17 protein-coding genes are annotated in these 17,044 nt (G+C 46.8%); 5 read left to right on the top strand and 12 right to left on the bottom strand.

The window, feature by feature from the left end:
* Positions 1-6: 6 nt before the first annotated feature.
* The 6 genes from arsB to CA267_RS10510 all read right to left on the bottom strand — a co-directional run bounded on the left by arsB (position 7) and on the right by CA267_RS10510 (position 4,133).
* Positions 7-1,023, bottom strand: a complete 1,017-nt coding sequence (arsB, locus tag CA267_RS10535; RefSeq protein WP_075607522.1) for an ACR3 family arsenite efflux transporter — start codon at positions 1,021-1,023, stop codon at positions 7-9.
* 11 nt (positions 1,024-1,034) lie between these two features.
* Positions 1,035-1,724, bottom strand: a complete 690-nt coding sequence (arsH, locus tag CA267_RS10530; RefSeq protein ID WP_170669099.1) for an arsenical resistance protein ArsH — start codon at positions 1,722-1,724, stop codon at positions 1,035-1,037.
* A 29-nt stretch (positions 1,725-1,753) separates the two neighbouring features.
* Positions 1,754-2,224: an arsenate reductase ArsC gene (locus CA267_RS10525; protein WP_075607524.1), complete on the bottom strand. Its 471-nt coding sequence runs from the start codon at positions 2,222-2,224 to the stop codon at positions 1,754-1,756.
* Positions 2,225-2,237: 13 nt separating this feature from the next.
* Positions 2,238-2,570 (bottom strand): metalloregulator ArsR/SmtB family transcription factor, encoded by a 333-nt coding sequence (locus CA267_RS10520; protein WP_075607525.1) that lies wholly within the window; start codon positions 2,568-2,570, stop codon positions 2,238-2,240.
* A gap of 159 nt (positions 2,571-2,729) precedes the next feature.
* A complete protein-coding gene (locus CA267_RS10515) occupies positions 2,730-3,599 on the bottom strand; it encodes an ATP-grasp domain-containing protein (protein WP_075607526.1) in 870 nt (289 codons plus the stop codon).
* A 12-nt stretch (positions 3,600-3,611) separates the two neighbouring features.
* Entirely contained in the window at positions 3,612-4,133 is a 522-nt protein-coding gene (locus tag CA267_RS10510) for a hypothetical protein (protein WP_075607527.1), read from the bottom strand.
* Positions 4,134-4,344: 211 nt separating this feature from the next.
* On the opposite strand from CA267_RS10510, the gene CA267_RS10505 reads away from it, so the two are divergent.
* The 4 genes from CA267_RS10505 to CA267_RS10490 are packed head-to-tail and all read left to right on the top strand — an operon-like array spanning position 4,345 to position 7,152.
* Positions 4,345-5,229, top strand: a complete 885-nt coding sequence (locus CA267_RS10505; RefSeq protein ID WP_232367538.1) for a mechanosensitive ion channel family protein — start codon at positions 4,345-4,347, stop codon at positions 5,227-5,229.
* Positions 5,226-6,194 carry a zinc transporter ZntB gene (locus tag CA267_RS10500; protein ID WP_075607528.1) on the top strand — a complete coding sequence of 323 codons (969 nt, stop codon included), beginning with the start codon at positions 5,226-5,228 and terminating at the stop codon, positions 6,192-6,194. Before CA267_RS10505 ends, CA267_RS10500 begins: the two co-directional genes overlap by 4 nt.
* Positions 6,195-6,446, top strand: a complete 252-nt coding sequence (locus CA267_RS10495; protein WP_139316208.1) for a hypothetical protein — start codon at positions 6,195-6,197, stop codon at positions 6,444-6,446.
* Entirely contained in the window at positions 6,409-7,152 is a 744-nt protein-coding gene (locus CA267_RS10490; protein WP_075607530.1) for a MauE/DoxX family redox-associated membrane protein, read from the top strand. Before CA267_RS10495 ends, CA267_RS10490 begins: the two co-directional genes overlap by 38 nt.
* Before the next feature lie 26 nt (positions 7,153-7,178).
* On the opposite strand, the gene CA267_RS10485 is transcribed toward CA267_RS10490, so the two are convergent.
* The 5 genes from CA267_RS10485 to CA267_RS10465 form a co-directional block, all read right to left on the bottom strand.
* Positions 7,179-8,120 carry a histone deacetylase family protein gene (locus CA267_RS10485; RefSeq protein WP_075607531.1) on the bottom strand — a complete coding sequence of 314 codons (942 nt, stop codon included), beginning with the start codon at positions 8,118-8,120 and terminating at the stop codon, positions 7,179-7,181.
* A complete protein-coding gene (locus CA267_RS10480) occupies positions 8,117-9,958 on the bottom strand; it encodes a bifunctional acetyl-CoA hydrolase/transferase family protein/GNAT family N-acetyltransferase (RefSeq protein ID WP_075607532.1) in 1,842 nt (613 codons plus the stop codon). The genes CA267_RS10485 and CA267_RS10480 overlap by 4 nt, the downstream gene beginning before the upstream one ends.
* Positions 9,959-10,076: 118 nt before the next feature.
* Positions 10,077-10,961, bottom strand: coding sequence for a DMT family transporter (locus CA267_RS10475; RefSeq protein WP_075607533.1), 885 nt, complete (start codon positions 10,959-10,961; stop codon positions 10,077-10,079).
* 300 nt (positions 10,962-11,261) lie between these two features.
* Positions 11,262-14,369, bottom strand: coding sequence for an efflux RND transporter permease subunit (locus CA267_RS10470; protein ID WP_075607534.1), 3,108 nt, complete (start codon positions 14,367-14,369; stop codon positions 11,262-11,264).
* 34 nt (positions 14,370-14,403) lie between these two features.
* Complete coding sequence (locus CA267_RS10465) at positions 14,404-15,543, bottom strand: efflux RND transporter periplasmic adaptor subunit (RefSeq protein ID WP_075609901.1); 1,140 nt, start codon at positions 15,541-15,543, stop codon at positions 14,404-14,406.
* A gap of 116 nt (positions 15,544-15,659) precedes the next feature.
* Between CA267_RS10465 and CA267_RS10460 the strand changes: the two genes are divergently transcribed.
* Positions 15,660-16,292 (top strand): TetR family transcriptional regulator, encoded by a 633-nt coding sequence (locus CA267_RS10460; RefSeq protein ID WP_075607535.1) that lies wholly within the window; start codon positions 15,660-15,662, stop codon positions 16,290-16,292.
* A 59-nt stretch (positions 16,293-16,351) separates the two neighbouring features.
* Here the strand turns inward: CA267_RS10460 and CA267_RS10455 are convergent, their stop codons facing one another.
* Positions 16,352-16,984: a DNA-J related domain-containing protein gene (locus CA267_RS10455; protein WP_075607536.1), complete on the bottom strand. Its 633-nt coding sequence runs from the start codon at positions 16,982-16,984 to the stop codon at positions 16,352-16,354.
* Positions 16,985-17,044: the final 60 nt, after the last annotated feature.

Here is a 17,044-nt window from a genome sequence, read left to right as displayed (position 1 = left end):
AAATTTTTAAGCAAACCAATGCCGCGTGCGGTTGGCGAACCATACCAGCGATAGCATTACGGGCACTTCCACTAGCACGCCAACTACCGTGGCGAGCGCCGCGCCTGAATGAAGACCAAATATAGATATGGCAACAGCTACCGCAAGTTCAAAAAAGTTGGAAGTACCAATCATACAAGCAGGAGCCGCTATGTTATGGGGAAGCTTCATTTGTTTGGCAATAAAGTAGGCAATAGCGAAAATGCCGTAGGTTTGGATTAACAGCGGAATCGCTATTAACACAATGGCTTCTGGCTGAGACATGATGGTTTCAGACTGAAAGCCAAATAATAAAACCACTGTGGCTAATAGCCCCACGATAGACCAGGGTTTCATGGTTGCCAAAAACTGATTCAGCCGTGAATGATCATCGGCTTTATCTAACATTTTTCGTGTAATGGCCCCGGCTACCAATGGAATTAAAACGTAGAGAACCACCGACAGCAGTAAGGTATCCCAAGGCACGGTGATGTCAGTCACGCCCAGCAGTAAACCAGCAATTGGCGCAAAGGCAAAAATCATAATGATATCGTTAATTGAGACTTGCACCAGCGTATAATTCGCATCTCCTTTAATCAGCTGGCTCCATACAAAAACCATAGCGGTACAAGGGGCAACGCCCAATAAAATCATGCCTGCGATATATTCTGTTGCTGTCTGTGGATCAACCCAATCGGCAAAAATTCCTTTGAAGAACAGCCAGCCCAGAAACGCCATGGTAAAAGGTTTAATTAACCAGTTAATTACCAGTGTCAGCACCAGGCCTTTCGGCTTCTTTCCCACGTCTTTTAGAGATGAGAAATCAATCTGCACCATCATCGGGTATATCATCAGCCAAATAAGTAAGGCAATTACCAGATTGACATGGGCATATTCCACACCGGCGATGGTTCTAAATACAGAAGGAGCAACGTTACCTGCAAATATTCCCACTACAATCGCCAGTGCTACCCACACTGATAAATAGCGCTCAAATAGTCCCACCTTTCTCTCCTTTAGATTGAACGCTGATTGACGCGCTGACTAACTTGCTCAGCAGACTCTACTCGTTCAGAGTATCTATCCACAAAATAATCTTTGTTGGTGCGCAGCAGAAGGGTAAATTTCATCAACTCCTCCATGACATCGACAATGCGGTTGTAGAACGCAGAAGGTTTCATGCGGTCATTGTCGTCAAATTCCAGAAACGCTTTTGGTACAGAGGATTGATTAGGAATGGTCACCATCCGCATCCAACGCCCTAGAATGCGCAGTTGATTGACCACGTTAAAAGATTGGGAACCGCCGCACACCTGCATGACCGCAAGGGTTTTGCCCTGCGTGGGTCTAACGCCTCCAAGATTGAGTGGCACCCAATCGAGCTGACTCTTAAAAATGCTGGTCATTGAGCCATGACGCTCTGGCGAGCACCATACCTGCCCTTCTGACCACATCATTAATTCTCGTAAGTCTTGCACCTTGGGATGACTGTCATCTTCAGTGTCAGTCTGCGGCAAACCTTCAGGATTAAAAATTTTTACCTCTGCGCCAAAACGCGTCAACAATCGGGCACATTCTTCTATCACCAAACGGCTGAACGAGCGTTTGCGGAGGGAGCCATATAACAGGAGTATTCTGGGCGGATGCGCCAACGGCGAGCTAATTCCTTTTTTATAAGAAGGAACAGCGAATAAATTTTCATCTATATTGGGTAATAATTTGTCTTGCGTCAAAACTATTGTGCTCCCATTTCTCTTAGCATCTGCTTTTGCTGCTCAAGGGGAAGATCTTGTCCGGCCAGGGCTTTAAGCTTTTCTACTCTTGATGCAATCTCATTGATGCAGGCTCTAAACGCCTTAGCAATGTCTTCTTCGCTACCTTCAATTTTTGAAGGATCAGCCAACCCCCAATGTACCTTTAACGACTTACCAAACCATACCGGGCAACTTTCTCCAGCCGCCGAATCACAAACAGTAATAACGATATCAGGCTGGAACTCTTCAAATTCGTCCCATGACTGACTTTTCAGGCCCTCAGTGGGGAAACCTGCCTCTTCAAGATATCGAATAGAAAGTGGATGAACTTGCCCCACAGGCTGACTTCCTGCACTTTTTGCTTCAATTGTGTCTTTGGCGAGGTAATTAGTAATCGCCTCAGACAGAATGCTGCGACAACGGTTGTGTGTACAGATATACAGAATCTTCATGATAATTCGTTTCCTATCGGCAATAATCAATAGCTGATGTCGTCGGCATTGCTTTCAGCGCGGGAGCCAGTATTTCATTATTCGCTTTAGCAGTAATTTCAATAATAGACGCTGCCCATTCAGGCAAATCGGGATGCAAACTGTAATAAACCCATTTACCTCGCCGCTCGTCTTTAAGTAAACCGCACTTGCGGAGGTCACCTAAATGTCTGGACGTTTTTGGTTGATCAATATCTAAAGCCGTCATCAAGTCACAAACGCAAGCTTCGCCTGCCTTATGAATTATCATCACTAGTTTAAGGCGAGACTCATCAGCAAGACATTTGAAAAGTGTTACTGTTTTCATAAATATATACACTATTCCACATATGTAAATTTACACATGTGTGGAACGGTAAGTCAACGGAATGTTGGCGGATATAATTTTTCAAAGTAACAAGAAAGAAAAGGAGAGCGTGATTTCGCTCAAAAATTTAAAGAGGAAACACTTCGGTTCAGGCAAAAATCAATGGCCCCTGCCATAACGTTCTACAAATGCATCAACAAACCGCTGCGGCGACGCTATATCCAAGTTGAAGTACAACGACGGCTCAATAAGTTCCAGTTCCATTAGCGCCCATTTACCCGCTGAACGCACCAGATCAACCCGCGCATAAAGATGATCGGTTGGCATGGCTTTCAGCGCTGCAACGGCAACACGCTTCATATCTTCGAGTGGTTCAATAGAGGTAAGAACTCCGCCATGCTCTTCCTGCACGCGAAAATCTCCTGCTTTTGGCTGTTTCAGAATTGCGTGACTATATTGCCCGGAAAAATAGAAAAGTGAATACTCACCTTCTTCCACTATCTCTCGAATAAAGGGCTGAACCATGAAGGCTCGCTCTTTAAATAATGCCGTCAGTTGGCATTGCTGTTCAACCAGCGTCTTTGCATTCAAACGGAAGGTATCGTCTGCATTAGCACTTAAAGTCGGTTTGATGATTATTTCATCGGTACCGAACGCGGCAAATTGCTGTTGTACGTCAGGAAGATGGAAGTTGTCTCCCCAGAACGTAGGAACAACGGCAATGCCCTGCTTTTCCAGATCTTTTAAATAAGTCTTACGGATGTTCCACAGCATTAGGCCGAGGGGGTTTTCCAGCTTTGCCGATGACGCCTCTATCTCTCGCAAGCACCTTATAAACGCTTCGGGCGTCTGCTGGTAGTCCCACGGGCTGCGCACTATCACAACATCATACTGGTTCCAGTCGACATTGCGACGCCATGAAACCGTTTCAACTTGCCACCCCGCTCGAGCAAAGGGCGCAATTAGCAGATCATCATAAACATGAAAGCCTTCCAGACTATCCATGGATAAAAAAGCGACAGATGACATCCAAGGCTCCCGTTAAATTTCAACCACCAGCTGGCGATTAACAATTTCTATACTACGAGGCGCCTGATTAGCGAAGAAAGATAAATTCAACTCTCTGAAGTCCACCAGCAAAATTACTGGCACTGTTTTATTTGTAGCGCTTTTAATGGCATCAATTACCGGCGCAGAGTTATCCAGATTATCTTCCAGCACGGTAAAATCTGTCATCATCGGCCTTTCAATTTGCAGCTCTTTGCGGGCGCCGATATAAGTGAGACGGCCGGCAAACGATCCTTCTGCCGTTAAAAACTGACCGCCCTGCTCAGCGCGCATGGTAACAGTCACAGCAACGTCGTTATCACTGGCTCCGAATGTTAGATGGGGATTAGTAAACGTCAGTTCCACCCCGTTGTAGTACTGCTTTTGTGGAAATGCCATCGTTACCATCTGGTTCACGTCTCTTTCCGAAAGCCGCAGAGTAAGCGCGTGGGCAGATAAGCTAAGTACACTCATACACGCCAGCAGCATGCAGATGATAGTTTGAGTTTTACGCATAGTAAGCCTTCATGTTCTTGTAGGAAATTACTTTACCACAACCATTGCTAAGGTCATTCCTCCGTTTTTCATTGTGTTTGTTTCTCAACGCCTGCACTTGTTCAATGTACAGCAGACCGCCGGGCGTTAGCGGTTGGCAATTTTATTCAGGCAGTCTATCATGCCGACATTAAGGTCAATCTATACTGACAGGTTGTCAGGAGTGTATAGCGTGAACCAAACGCTCATCGATATCAAACAAACCCTACAGTTTGAACTGTTCACCCTGTTTGGCCACACCTTCAGTGTAGGTCGAATTTTACTGGTGCCGCTTGCGCTGCTATTAGGCTGGTGGTTTATCAGCCGCCTAGCGCATCTCGCTACCTACCGGCTACGGCAGTCCGGTGCCAATCCAGACACCATTCATTTATTCAAACGCATATTCTTTATTGTTGCTTACGCCATTTTAATTATCACTACCCTTGATATGTTAAGCGTGCCTCTCACCGCATTCGCGTTTTTGTCTGGAGCCGTGGCGATAGGTGTGGGTTTTGGGGCGCAAAACATTATCAATAACTTCATCAGCGGCTGGATCCTGATGTGGGAACGGCCCATTCGAATTGGCGACTTTCTTGAAGTCGACAATGCCCGCGGGAGAGTAGAAGCCATTAATACACGTTCAACGCGCATTCGCCGCGTGGACGGTGTCCACATGCTCATTCCCAATAGCAAGCTGCTAGAAAATACTGTGGTTAATTGGACTCTTATCGATAACCTTACCCGCACCTCGGTAAAGGTAGGTGTGGCTTATGGTTCGCCATGTAAACTCGTGGCTGAGCTTATTGAACAGGCAACCACACAGCATAAAGATATTTTAGATGATCCTGCTCCTTTAGTGATTTTTGATGATTTTGGCGATAGCTCGTTAATATTCGAGGTATTTTTTTGGATAAACGCTAGCGCCGAACGGGATCAGCGAGTGATACGCAGCCAAATTCGCTTTACCATTGATGAGTTTTTCAACGATGCCGGAATCGTTATCGCTTTCCCGCAACGGGATGTTCATCTTGATGGTGCGCTTACGCTTGTACGTCAACCTAAGGAACACCAATCATGACCGATTCTCCTGCCTTTTTATGGGCCTACGCTGTTAAGCAAGATGGTTCGGCCAGAATGCTGAAAAAGTCTCAGCTACAACAACCGGTGCAATCCGAAGAATACCTGTGGGTTCATATGCAATCTGACGCCCACGATGCCCAAGAAGTAATAGCCGAGCTCAATATCGCCGATACTGTCGCAGATTCGCTAATGGCGCTTGAAACGCGGCCGCGGGCCATGGCAATCAGCGAAGGCGTTCTCATCTATTTGCGAGGAATCAATAAGAATCCCGATGCCGATCCTGAAGATATGGTGTCATTACGGATTTGGATAGAAGGCAACGTAATAGTCACGGCGCGACGAAAGAATCGCAAACTGCTTTCAGTACAAGATTTGCGCAAGATGCTGGAAGAAAACAATGCTCCCGAATCTCCAATCGAAATGCTGTTATTGTTAGTGACCAAACTCGCTGATCGTATTCACGACACGGTAGACGAAATGGACGATTCCCTGGTGGCATTTGAAACGAGTGAAAGCTTATCGAAATCAGATAGGCAAATGCTGGCGAATTTGCGCCGTCAGGCTGCGTCTATCCGGCGTTTTCTGGCGCCGCAACGCGATGCACTGGACTCATTATTGCGGATGACGAAATGGCTGAATCAAGATCAGGCAATGGACTTACGAGAACAAACCGATCGAATCACACGCTATGTAGAAGACCTGGATCTCGTTCGCGAACGTGCAGTGGTGCTGCAGGATGAAGTGCGCAACCGCATCGGCGAGCAGCAAGGGGTACGAATGTATTTTCTTGCCATGGTTACGGCAGTGTTTCTTCCTCTGTCATTTCTGACCGGCGTGTTCGGCATGAATGTAGCCGGTCTTCCTGGCACTGAAAGTCCGGAAGCGTTTGATGTGTTAATGACAGCGATGGGTGGATTGGCTGTGTTTATGATTGTTGCTATGGTGTGGAAGCGCTGGTTGTAAATGTCTCGGAGGCCAAGCTTCGTTATCATGTTGGCAAGTTACCTGATCGCATTGCTTCAGAGTATTTTGCTTACGTACCTGCGGCTGGCGGCTGGCGGCTGGCGGCTGGCACAGAAATTGAAACATCCTCTGGAGCTTGACATTTCAGATAAAACCGCAGGAATTGAGGAAAATTTGCTCATCGGTTTGAAATTTGTGCACCCTGGAGGAGAACATGACGAAAACTGCGACAATTTATCGGATGGTCACTGATAAACACATCTGTCCGTACGGAATTAAATCCAAAGATCTACTTGAGCGGCAAGGTTTCGACATCGATGATCAGCCTCTAACCAATCGAGAAGAAACTAACGCTTTTAAAGAGAAGCACAACGTCAAAACAACTCCGCAAACGTTTATTGATGGCAAAAGAGTCGGTGGGTATGACGACCTGCGAAGTTACTTTAATAAAGCGCCTGAGGGTCCTCAGGGAACCACCTATACACCTGTTCTGATGATCTTTGGGCTGGCTGCGCTAATGACGGCAGCGCTCGGAGTTACTGACAGATTAACCTTGGATATAGCCCCTGTTCTTATGCACTTTATTGGGTTCAGTATGGTGCTGTTGGCGCTACAGAAGCTGAGCGATTTGACATCCTTTTCTACCTCCTTCATCACCTACGATTTGCTTGCCATGAAGCAGGTCAGATACGCTTATATATACCCGTTCGCAGAAGCCTATGCGGGTTTGGGTATGCTTGCTAAGTTTCATGCACTAGCGGTAGCCCCGGTAGCCTTATTCATTGGTATCATCGGCGCTGTGTCAGTATTTAAAGCGGTTTATGTGGACAAGCGGGAGTTGAAATGCGCTTGCGTAGGTGGCGACAGCAATGTGCCATTGGGCTTTGTGTCTTTAAGCGAAAATTTATTTATGGTGGGTGCAGGTCTGTGGATGCTTATCTCGGCTTATGTGCTTTAAGATATGCACTCTTACTGAACGGGAGCTTACGCTCCCCCGGTTTCCTGTTCATCGCCCTGCATGCCTTTTAGATGGGCCACTACGCTACGGCCCAGCGCGCTTAAATTATAGCCCCCTTCAAGCATACTCACGATTCGCCCCTGACAATAAGTATCCGCCAGCTTTCTAAGCTCATAACTTATCCATTTAAAATCGTCTTCGCGCAAACGAAGCTGCGCCAGTGGGTCCTCGGCGTGAGCATCGAAACCTGCGGATATCAAAATTACCTGAGGCTGGAACTCGGCGAGAAGCGCAAACCAGTGCTGTACTTTCTCGCGAAATACTTCACCGTCAGTTCCAGCCTCAAGCGGTACGTTCACAATATTGTCAGCAGAGGCAGGCGTGCCGCTGTGAGGATAAAACGGGTGCTGAAAAGAGGAAAACAGCCGGATGCGATTATCGCCACGCACAATATGTTCGGTGCCGTTGCCGTGATGGACGTCAAAGTCAACAATCGCGACCCTGTCCAGGTTTAGATGTTCAAGCGCATAACGGGCAGCAACAGCAATATTATTAAATACACAAAATCCCATGGCCGCGGCATATTCAGCGTGATGGCCGGGCGGCCTCACCATGCAGAAGGCCTGGCGGTTCTGCCCTGCCATAACCCAATCTACTGCATCGCAACCCGCGCCCGCAGCATAACGGGCTGCACTTAACGTAGCGGGCATCATAGCGGTATCCGGGTCAAGCCATACTGTTCCCGCTTTTGGCGCAGTATTAAACACTTTTTCGAGGTATTCAGGGTCGTGCGCTAATGTCAGCCACTCCCGTTTTACCGGCGTGGCATCGGCGTGTTCGCACACCATTTCTAAACCGGATGCGAGAAGTTGATCGTCAATGGCGTAGAGCCGGTCAGGCCTTTCCGGATGTTCCTCACCTGCCTCGTGATGAACACAGTCTTTGCCCCGAAAAATACGCACAGTCACGGGTTTTCCTCCAAATTCAGTACTAACTCCACATCAGAAGGGTCTGTTGAAAACAATCGGGAAAAATTCGCTTGTTCGAAAATGGAAATCATTGGCGTATTATCCGCCCTCACGTAGGCCATCATACGGGCAATTTTTCGCTTTTTAGCAATATCAATAAGATGACTGAGCAAACGTTTCGCCATGCCTTTGCCTTGCTGGTTTTCCCGAGTAACAAAGGCAGCTTCGCAGGAATTATCTGTCGGATTGTAATAAAATCTACCTACGGCATGAATGGTAATGCGGGAACCTTCCTGGCGCACAATACATAAGGCCGCGTCGGAACTCTGGTCAACACTTACCAGGTTACATGATTTCTCACGAGACATCTGTTTAGGATCATAATTGTAACGCAAACGCAGCGTTTCTTTGGTGTGAGAATAAAAGAACTCTTGCAGCCGCCTTTCGTCTGCCGGATTAAGCGGCCTTAAATAATACGTTTCATTCTGGATAACGAGCTTTTGTAACTGAATAGCGCCGAGCTCAGGAATGTCAGTGGGAAATTTTTCCTGATAGTGCGGAACCCAGTAATGCTTTCTTACTTCCTCTAGCAATTGCGCGCGGAATTTTGGATGCGCCACGCGGATCAGCTCCATGGCGCGCTCCCGAATGCTTTTTCCTTTTAAAGAGGCAATACCATATTCCGTCACTACGTAATGTACGTTCCCGCGTGATGTCACCACGCCCGCGCCTTCGGTAATAAAGGGCCGTATACGTGAAACCGACTCGTTACGCGCGGTTGAAGGCAACGCGATAATCGGTTTACCCCCTTTGCTTATCGACGCACCTGTAACAAAATCGACCTGGCCGCCAATACCACTGTAAAAATCATAGCCAAGCGAATCCGCCACTACCTGCCCGGTGAGATCAACTTCCAGCGCGCTGTTTATAGCCACCATCTTTTCGTTCTTGGCAATATTGGTAGCCTTGTTCACGTAGCTGCTGGCGTAGAATTCAATATGCGGATTGTTATTGATGTAGTCATATAGTTTGCGGGTTCCAATTGCGAAACTGGTCACCACTTTACCCGGATGAAAAGTCTTTTTGCGATTGTTGACCGCACCGCAGTCAATCAAGTCAATCAGACTATCGGTAAGCATTTCGCTGTGGATGCCTAAGTCTTTATGATTACAGAGATACTTTAATGTCGCACTGGGAATTTTACCAATGCCAAACTGCAGGGTACTGCCGTCTTCTACAAGCATGGCAACATATTGGCCAATGCGTTCTGCGCGAGAATCTATAGGCGGAGTGGGCACTTCTACCAATGGCTCATCAGCCTCAATACAGGCCGTGAATTCGCTTATGTGGACATAAGAATGACCAGCGGTGCGTGGTACCTCGTGATTAATTTGAGCAATAATGGTTGTGGCGTGACGTACTGCAGACATACAAATGTCAACTGAAGCGCCTAACGAGCAATAGCCGAACTCATCTGGCGGACTTACATTCACCAGCACTGCATCCAGCTGCAGCGTCCCGTCAGTAAATAAACTTGAGATTTCAGATAAAAAACACGGTGTATAGTCGGCGCGGCCTTCATCTACAGCTCGGCGAACTTCCGGCCCGCCAATGAAAAAAGTGTTTACCTTAAACAGTCGTCGATACTCTTCTTTGGCCCAGCGCGTATCGCCAAGAGCAAGCATATGCACTAATTCGATATCACTGAAACCCTCGCTGTGATCAATTAGATCCTGAACAAGGGCATAGGGAACCGAGGCATTGCCACCAACGAAAACGCGACTCCCTGACTTAATCAACTTATGCCACTCGGGCTTTGGTGGCAAGGCGAAAGACATGACACACTCCGCAGATTGAATATCTACATCATGCCATATTCTTACCGAAAGTTAAGGGCAGAAGCGACGCGTGTGTATAAGCGGTTAGTCTTATAATCCACATCAATGGAGATTAGTATTAGTCGTTTGCTTGCAGCAGCTTTCTTCGCTGCCGATAGCTGCCGAAGGCATTCACCACCAGCGCGAGAAAAATGAGGATCATACCCGCTACAGAGGCACGGTCGAATTGCTCACCCAGAAATGCGCCTCCTAATAATGCCACCCACACTGGCTCAAGTGTCATTACCACTGCACCCTGGCCTTCTGGCGCCATCGTCTGAGCCTTCAACATAAGAAAAAAGCGCAAACAGGTCGCCACCAGAATACTGAGTAACAACCATAGCCAAACAGACTGAAGCGATTGTGAATAGCCAGTTTCAAATAGCAGGAAACCGGCTGTAAATACGACGCTGGCAGCAAAAAGCTGATAACAGGTTTGAGCAACTGGCGGAATGGTCGCGCATAATTTGCCATTGATATTGAAGTAAAGCGCGTAAAGAATAGCCGAAACAAGAAAGAGAATATCGGATTGCTGAACGGCAAATCCGTGTCGGAAAGCCAGGAGCCCTAATCCAGGTAAAGCAATAAGCAACGCCAGCCACGTTAAGCGTTTGGCGCGGTATCCAAACAGCAAACCCGTTAAAGGAATAAGAATAAAGCTGAGACTCATTAAAAATGCTCCCACACCGATACCTTCGGCTTGCGTAATAGCCATCACCCAAACTGCCGTTTGTACGCCTAGCAAAGCTCCTGTAACCAAAGCTCGCCATTGCCAGCGTCGCGGCAATGTAAGCACCTGCCGCGGGTTTGCCGCGCCGACAATACAGGCAGCAGAAAGAAAACGAATGGTAAGAAACAGTAACGGCGAAAGCGCTGAAAGTACATGCACGGAAAATAGCCAGCCCAATGCGGCAAATACTGTAACAATAACTAGAAGGCCATTGGCGTAGGTGTCGGTACGCATCGTGGGGAAAGTGCTCCTTAAAGCATAAATATATAGGGCGTGTTGATCTTCGCTACCGTATTTTGTTCTGAAATAAACCTGTTTTGATCGCGCCGTTAACTATGACCTCGCACAACAGCCGGCTAAGCAAGCAGCTAGCGACAACGACATGAACATCTATCGACATAACACCGGCGGATAAAAAGCACTCAACTCAGCGGTGAATCAAACAGTTTAAAATTTTTATCAAAGCAAATTTAACGAAAAACAAAACAGGCAGCCTTGGCTGCCTGTTTTGTTTACTTTAAGAACAATCTAACATCATTCGTCAGTTTTTTTGTCTTTATGTAAAAATCTCTCGACCATGACATAAAACATCGGCACGAAGAAAATTGCCAGGAAGGTGGCAGCAAGCATCCCCCCCATTACCGCAATACCAATTGCGTTTTGGCTTTCAGAACCTGCACCACTAGCAAGTGCAAGCGGGGTGACACCAAGAATAAATGCCATTGATGTCATCAAAATTGGCCGGAAACGCTGGCTGGCAGCAGATGACACGGCTTCCATTAAGTCCATCCCTTGCTCATACTGTTCCTTCGCAAACTCTACTATCAAAATAGCATTTTTCGCCGCCAAGCCCACAGTAGTTAGAAACGCTACTTGTAGGTAAACATCGTTCGGTAAGCTAAACAGGAACGCAGCAACCACAGAGCCCAAAATACCTAATGGCACTACAAGCATAACGGCAAACGGTACTGACCAGCTCTCATACAGTGCTGCCAAACACAGGAATACCACCAGAATCGAGATAGCATATAGCATCGGCGCCTGCGATCCGGTTTGCTGCTCTTCAAATGACAGACCTGTCCATTCTAAACCAAAGTTACCAGGCAGTTGGGAAACCAGCGCCTGCATCTCGGCCATTGCCTCACCGGTAGATACGCCTGGTGCCGGACTACCTTGAACATTAACTGAAGAAACACCATTAAAACGTTCCAATTTTGGTGAACCATAATTCCATTCCACGGTAGAGAAAGCAGAGAACGCCACCATTTCACCTTCATTGTTACGAACAAACCACTTATCGAGATCTTCCGAATTCATCCGGTAAGCCGCCTCAGCCTGCATATAAACTCGCTTGATACGTCCATCATCAATAAAGTCATTTACGTAACTCGACCCCCACGCGATACTTAACGTATTATTAATGTCGCTGAGAGAGAGTCCTAGGGCTGACGCCTTTTCGTTATCAATATTAATTTTAAACTCTGGTACGTCGCTTAACCCATTCGGACGCACGCCGGTAAGCTTAGGATTTTGCGCAGCCATACCTAAAAGCTGATTGCGCGCGTTCATCAGCGCCTGATGACCTGCTCCACTTAAGTCCACCAGCTGTAAATCGAAACCTGTAGCGTTACCCAGCTCACGGATCGGCGGCGGCAAGATAGGAAATGCTGATGCATCTTCAATCTGTGAAAGCGCACCGTACCCACGGTTAATAATGGAGAAAGCGCTTTGCGATTCGTTTCGCTCTTCCCAGTCAACTAAGTGCACAAAACCCATTGCTGCGTTTTGCGCCATACCCGCAAAGCTAAAACCAACAATGGTAAAGACATCTTTTACCGCTTCGCCGTTAGCTTCCAGAAAGAAATCTTCAACTGTTTTCACCGATTCCAGCGTCCGCTGTGCAGTTGCTCCAGCAGGTGCGTTAACCAAAACCATGACGTTACCCTGATCTTCATTGGGCAGAAAAGCGCCGGGAAGACGGGTGAAAATTAGCGCCATTCCTACCACTAATACGCCATACACTACCAGATAACGCTTAATCCGGTGCGACATGTGCGTAGTGGCCCTTTCATAGCGATCACGGCCTTTATTAAAGGTACGGTTAAACCAGCCAAAGAACCCTGTTTCTTTCTTCTTCTCTACGTCCTTGCTACGCAGCAACGCTACGCAGAGCGTAGGGGAAAGAATAATAGCAACCAAAACCGAGAATGCCATTGCTGACACAATAGTAATAGAAAACTGACGATATATTGACCCCGCAGAACCACTGAAGAACGCCATGGGAATAAACACGGTTGATAGCACCGCCGCTATCCCCACTAATGCTCCGGTAATCTGCGTCATGGACTTTTTGGTTGCTTCTTTAGGGGATAAGCCTTCTTCTTCCATGATCCGCTCAACGTTCTCTACCACAACTATGGCATCGTCCACCAGCAAGCCGATAGCGAGTACCATCGCAAACATGGTAAGTACGTTAATACTGTAGCCAAAAGCGTAAAGTACAGCGAAGGTCCCAAGCAACACTACTGGAACGGCAATAGTAGGAATGAGCGTGGCACGCCAGTTCTGTAGAAACAGCAACATTACAAAGAATACCAGTACAATGGCTTCAATCAGAGTTTGTACTACAGACGTAATTGAAAGCTTGATAAACGGCGACGAATCTACCGGATAAACAATTTCCACGTCCTCTGGGAGATTAACCCCTAGCTCCTGAACGCGAGCTTTAACTCTTTCAATGGTATCAAGTGCGTTGGCACCCGTTGCCAAGCTAACCGCCATACCAGAGGCAGGCTGCCGTTTATAACGAGCAATATAGTTGTAGTTCTCAGAACCGAGCTCCACTCGCGCCACATCTTTCAAGCGCACCTGTGAACCGTCAGTATTCACACGCAGTACAATATTCTCGAAGTCTTCTGGAGTCTGAAGTAAAGACTGCGCGGTTATAGTCGCGTTAATTTGCTGCCCTTCAATTGCTGGCATACCGCCCAACTGACCTGCCGAAATCTCCGTATTTTGTATCTGTACAGCGGTTTGAACATCGACCGGCGTCATATTAAAACTGTACAATTTATCGGGGTCCAGCCATATACGCATTGATTTCTGAGCCCCGAATACGCGCACATTTCCTACACCACTTACTCGTGAAATAGGATCCTGAAAATCTGAAACCAGCAGATCGCTGAGATCAAATTGAGTCATGGAGCCGCTTTTAGAATAAAAACCAATAACCACCGCAAAAGTATCATTGGATTTAGTAACGGTAACGCCCTGTTGCTGTACAGGATTGGGTAACAGAGATATGGCGCCCTGCACCTTATTCTGCGTTTGTACTTGGGCTATATCCGGGTCAGTGCCCGGTTCAAATGTCAGGTTGATAGACATCCGGTTGTTTTCACTACTGGATGAAAAATAACGTAGGTTGTCAATACCCGATAAACTTTGCTCAATAACCTGGGTTACCGAGTTTTCAACGGCTTCTGCAGAAGCTCCAGGGTAGTCAGCGCTAATGCTAACCGACGGAGGCGCAACTTTCGGATATTGCTCAATAGGAAGAGACTGTATTGCAAGAATACCGGCCATCATGGTAATGATAGCGAGCACCCAGGCAAATACAGGACGATCGATAAAAAAGCGTGCCATAAAAATTCGTTCCTGCTAAATGATAATCGGGTGGTTAATCTTTCTTCCAGGGAGAAGGATTAACCTGTGCGCCTGGTTGCACTTTTTGATATCCGGTGACAATTACACGATCACCCTGTTGAAGACCACCAGTTACTATATATTGGTCTTTAAAGGCGCCGTCAGTCTGCAACGTTCTGGCTTCTACCTTATTATCGCCATTGACAATAAAAACGACTAAAGAGCCATCAGGTTGACGAGTTGTTGCTCGTTGCGGCACCAACAGTTGTTCATCAGTTGAAAGTGTTACTGCGGCTTTTACAAACATGCCCGGCATCAATAGAGAATCTTCATTTGGAAAAACAGCACGTAGCGTTACTGCGCCAGTAGTTTCATCCACAGTGACCTCAGAGAATTTTAGCTCTCCTTGGTGTTCATAGGTTTGGCCTGTACTTTCATCAAAGCTGAGTTCCACAGGAAGAGACTTTTGCGCTTGCATCGCTCGCCGAACTTGTAAAATGCTTTTACCAGATTGCTGCATATCAACGTAAATAGGATCTAATTGGGTGATAGTTGCTAATTGCTGCTCCTGATTTGCAGTTACCAGTGTACCCACGGTCACCATTGAACGGCTAATCTGCCCGCTGATTGGTGCATAAACTTTAGTGTAATCCAGATTTACTTGAGCCAGCTGCAAAGAAGCCTCTGCGACCGCAATAGACGCTTGCGCCTGCTGAGATTGTGCTAACGCATCATCATATTCCTGCGCACTCACTGAGTTTTTCGCTAGTAGGTCTTTATAACGCGTCGAGCGAGCTTCCATTGTTTTCAGATTTGCCTGAGCACTTTCCAGATCTGCTTTTGCACTGGCCAGCTCCGCTTTATAGCGAGCATCATCAATTTGATAAAGTTGCTGTCCTTTCTCAACCGTAGCGCCTTCTTCGAAAAGGCGTTTCGTGATTACGCCATTTACCTGAGGGCGCACCTGGGACTGACGTAGCGCACTCACTCGTCCGGGAAGAGTTACAGTATTTTTCACAGCTTGTGGTTGCAGTGCTACCACAGACACAGCCTGAGCTGGAGGCTGTTGCCCGCCCTGAGGAGCGGACGCTTGTGTCTGCTCATTTTGTTCAGAACAACCACCGACAACAGACAGTGCTAAAGCGGTTGCAAAGATTAAAAGCGCTTTTTTCATAAAATATCGTCTTCCAAGAGAATCAAAATATGCGCTGGACAAACTTGTCACAAACGGCTACCTTTTAAAGATACGTTCTTGTATGTATGTTGTCAATCTAAGTTAGGAAATGTTTCATGCGCCGTACGAAAGAAGAAGCCGAACAGACCAAACAAGCAATTTTGGATGCTGCCGTTGATGTCTTCACAGAGCGCGGAGTCGCCAAATCATCGTTGGAAGAAATAGCCAAAGCAGCAAACGTCACCCGCGGCGCTGTTTACTGGCACTTTAAAAATAAAATTGAGATATTTGACGCTCTTCATGAACGACTACATAGTCCATTTATTCAACGGATCTTGGAAGGGCTGGAAGCTGAACACCCCAATCCTATCGGTCAGTTGCAAGAATTGTGTACAAATATTTTGCTAGAACTGGATCAGGATGAGCAGGTTAAAAAAGCCCTTACCTTATTTTTGCTCAAATGTGACTATACTGGTGATTTTGAACAATGCAAAGCGAACTATAATCAGAAAAAACTGGAGAAATTAGAAGCGTTCTCTCGCTATTTCGATTTAGCCATCAAAAAGGGAACTTTACCCGAAGATGCTGACCCCAAGCTTTTTACTTTAGCAATGAATTGTTACATGCGAGGGATTGTAGTTGAATACCTTGACAACCCTCGGGAATTCGATATCACCACGGAAGCTCCCCGGCTAATGAATTTCTTTTTTAGTGGCCTGCGAGTAGATCGACCTTGCAATACACGCTAAAAGACCGCTGCCATCTCAACCTAATTATATAGGCAATAAGTGAGGTCGCGAGCCGAAAGTTAAAAAACGTCTATTTGCGCTCGCAAAAGCTGATACGCCCATATCAGCATTTTTGCCTCATCTTCGTTACCTCCCTTGTCAGGATGAAGCTGATGCAGAAGCTTCTTATACTGTCGTTTTATTAGTGGTAGAGATAACGTCGTGGCTTCTGCAATCAGCAAAACCTGGCGCGCTTGTTTCTCTTGCTCAGCGTTCTTTTGCTCCGCACCTCCCACATGAAGGCCTTTTTCTCCTGCCATCTGGCGCCAGAACCCATCAATAAGCCCGTCGACATCCTGTTTGCTGGTGTCAGTAAAATTTTGCCAGTCCAGATAATAAGACTGTAAAGGATCTTCTGTTGTGAGCCCTTCTGGCATCGCTTGATACGGCGCCAACTTTATTTGTGTAGCGTGAATAGAAAGTACACCGTGCTTCTCCTTTAACCACTGGCATCGCAGTTGGTAAAGTGCATTAAAAAGCACAAAGTGACAGCGGAATAAGGAAAGGCTGTCACGGAGCGCGTTCTTGTCGATCAGCGAGTACGGCGGGCTTTGCAAAATTTGAAGCAACGAATATTCTGATAAGCCTTGCTGTAGCTGCGATTGTAGAGAGATAAGGGCAGAAAATAATTGCTGCTGAAAAACTTGTCGCACAACTCCCCCCTTTTTTTGGTGCTGCTAAGGTTAGCCTATCTAACTTTGGCAGAAGTATCA

Source organism: Alteromonas pelagimontana (assembly GCF_002499975.2).
Lineage (GTDB): Bacteria > Pseudomonadota > Gammaproteobacteria > Enterobacterales > Alteromonadaceae > Alteromonas > Alteromonas pelagimontana.
Note: the sequence above shows the minus strand (reverse complement) of the source record. Positions and strands in the feature narration are given on the sequence as shown.

Bases quoted from the DNA above. Each gene is read 5' to 3' on its own strand.
- CA267_RS10525 (WP_075607524.1), bottom strand. From the start codon at position 2,224: ATGAAGATTCTGTATATCTGTACACACAACCGTTGTCGCAGCATTCTG.
- CA267_RS10520 (WP_075607525.1), bottom strand. From the start codon at position 2,570: ATGAAAACAGTAACACTTTTCAAATGTCTTGCTGATGAGTCTCGCCTT.
- CA267_RS10480 (WP_075607532.1), bottom strand. From the start codon at position 9,958: ATGTCTTTCGCCTTGCCACCAAAGCCCGAGTGGCATAAGTTGATTAAG.
- CA267_RS10490 (WP_075607530.1), top strand. From the start codon at position 6,409: ATGACGAAAACTGCGACAATTTATCGGATGGTCACTGATAAACACATC.
- CA267_RS10515 (WP_075607526.1), bottom strand. From the start codon at position 3,599: ATGTCATCTGTCGCTTTTTTATCCATGGATAGTCTGGAAGGCTTTCAT.
- CA267_RS10465 (WP_075609901.1), bottom strand. From the start codon at position 15,543: ATGAAAAAAGCGCTTTTAATCTTTGCAACCGCTTTAGCACTGTCTGTT.
- CA267_RS10500 (WP_075607528.1), top strand. From the start codon at position 5,226: ATGACCGATTCTCCTGCCTTTTTATGGGCCTACGCTGTTAAGCAAGAT.
- CA267_RS10460 (WP_075607535.1), top strand. From the start codon at position 15,660: ATGCGCCGTACGAAAGAAGAAGCCGAACAGACCAAACAAGCAATTTTG.
- CA267_RS10510 (WP_075607527.1), bottom strand. From the start codon at position 4,133: ATGCGTAAAACTCAAACTATCATCTGCATGCTGCTGGCGTGTATGAGT.
- CA267_RS10495 (WP_139316208.1), top strand. From the start codon at position 6,195: ATGTCTCGGAGGCCAAGCTTCGTTATCATGTTGGCAAGTTACCTGATC.
- CA267_RS10475 (WP_075607533.1), bottom strand. From the start codon at position 10,961: ATGCGTACCGACACCTACGCCAATGGCCTTCTAGTTATTGTTACAGTA.
- CA267_RS10470 (WP_075607534.1), bottom strand. From the start codon at position 14,369: ATGGCACGCTTTTTTATCGATCGTCCTGTATTTGCCTGGGTGCTCGCT.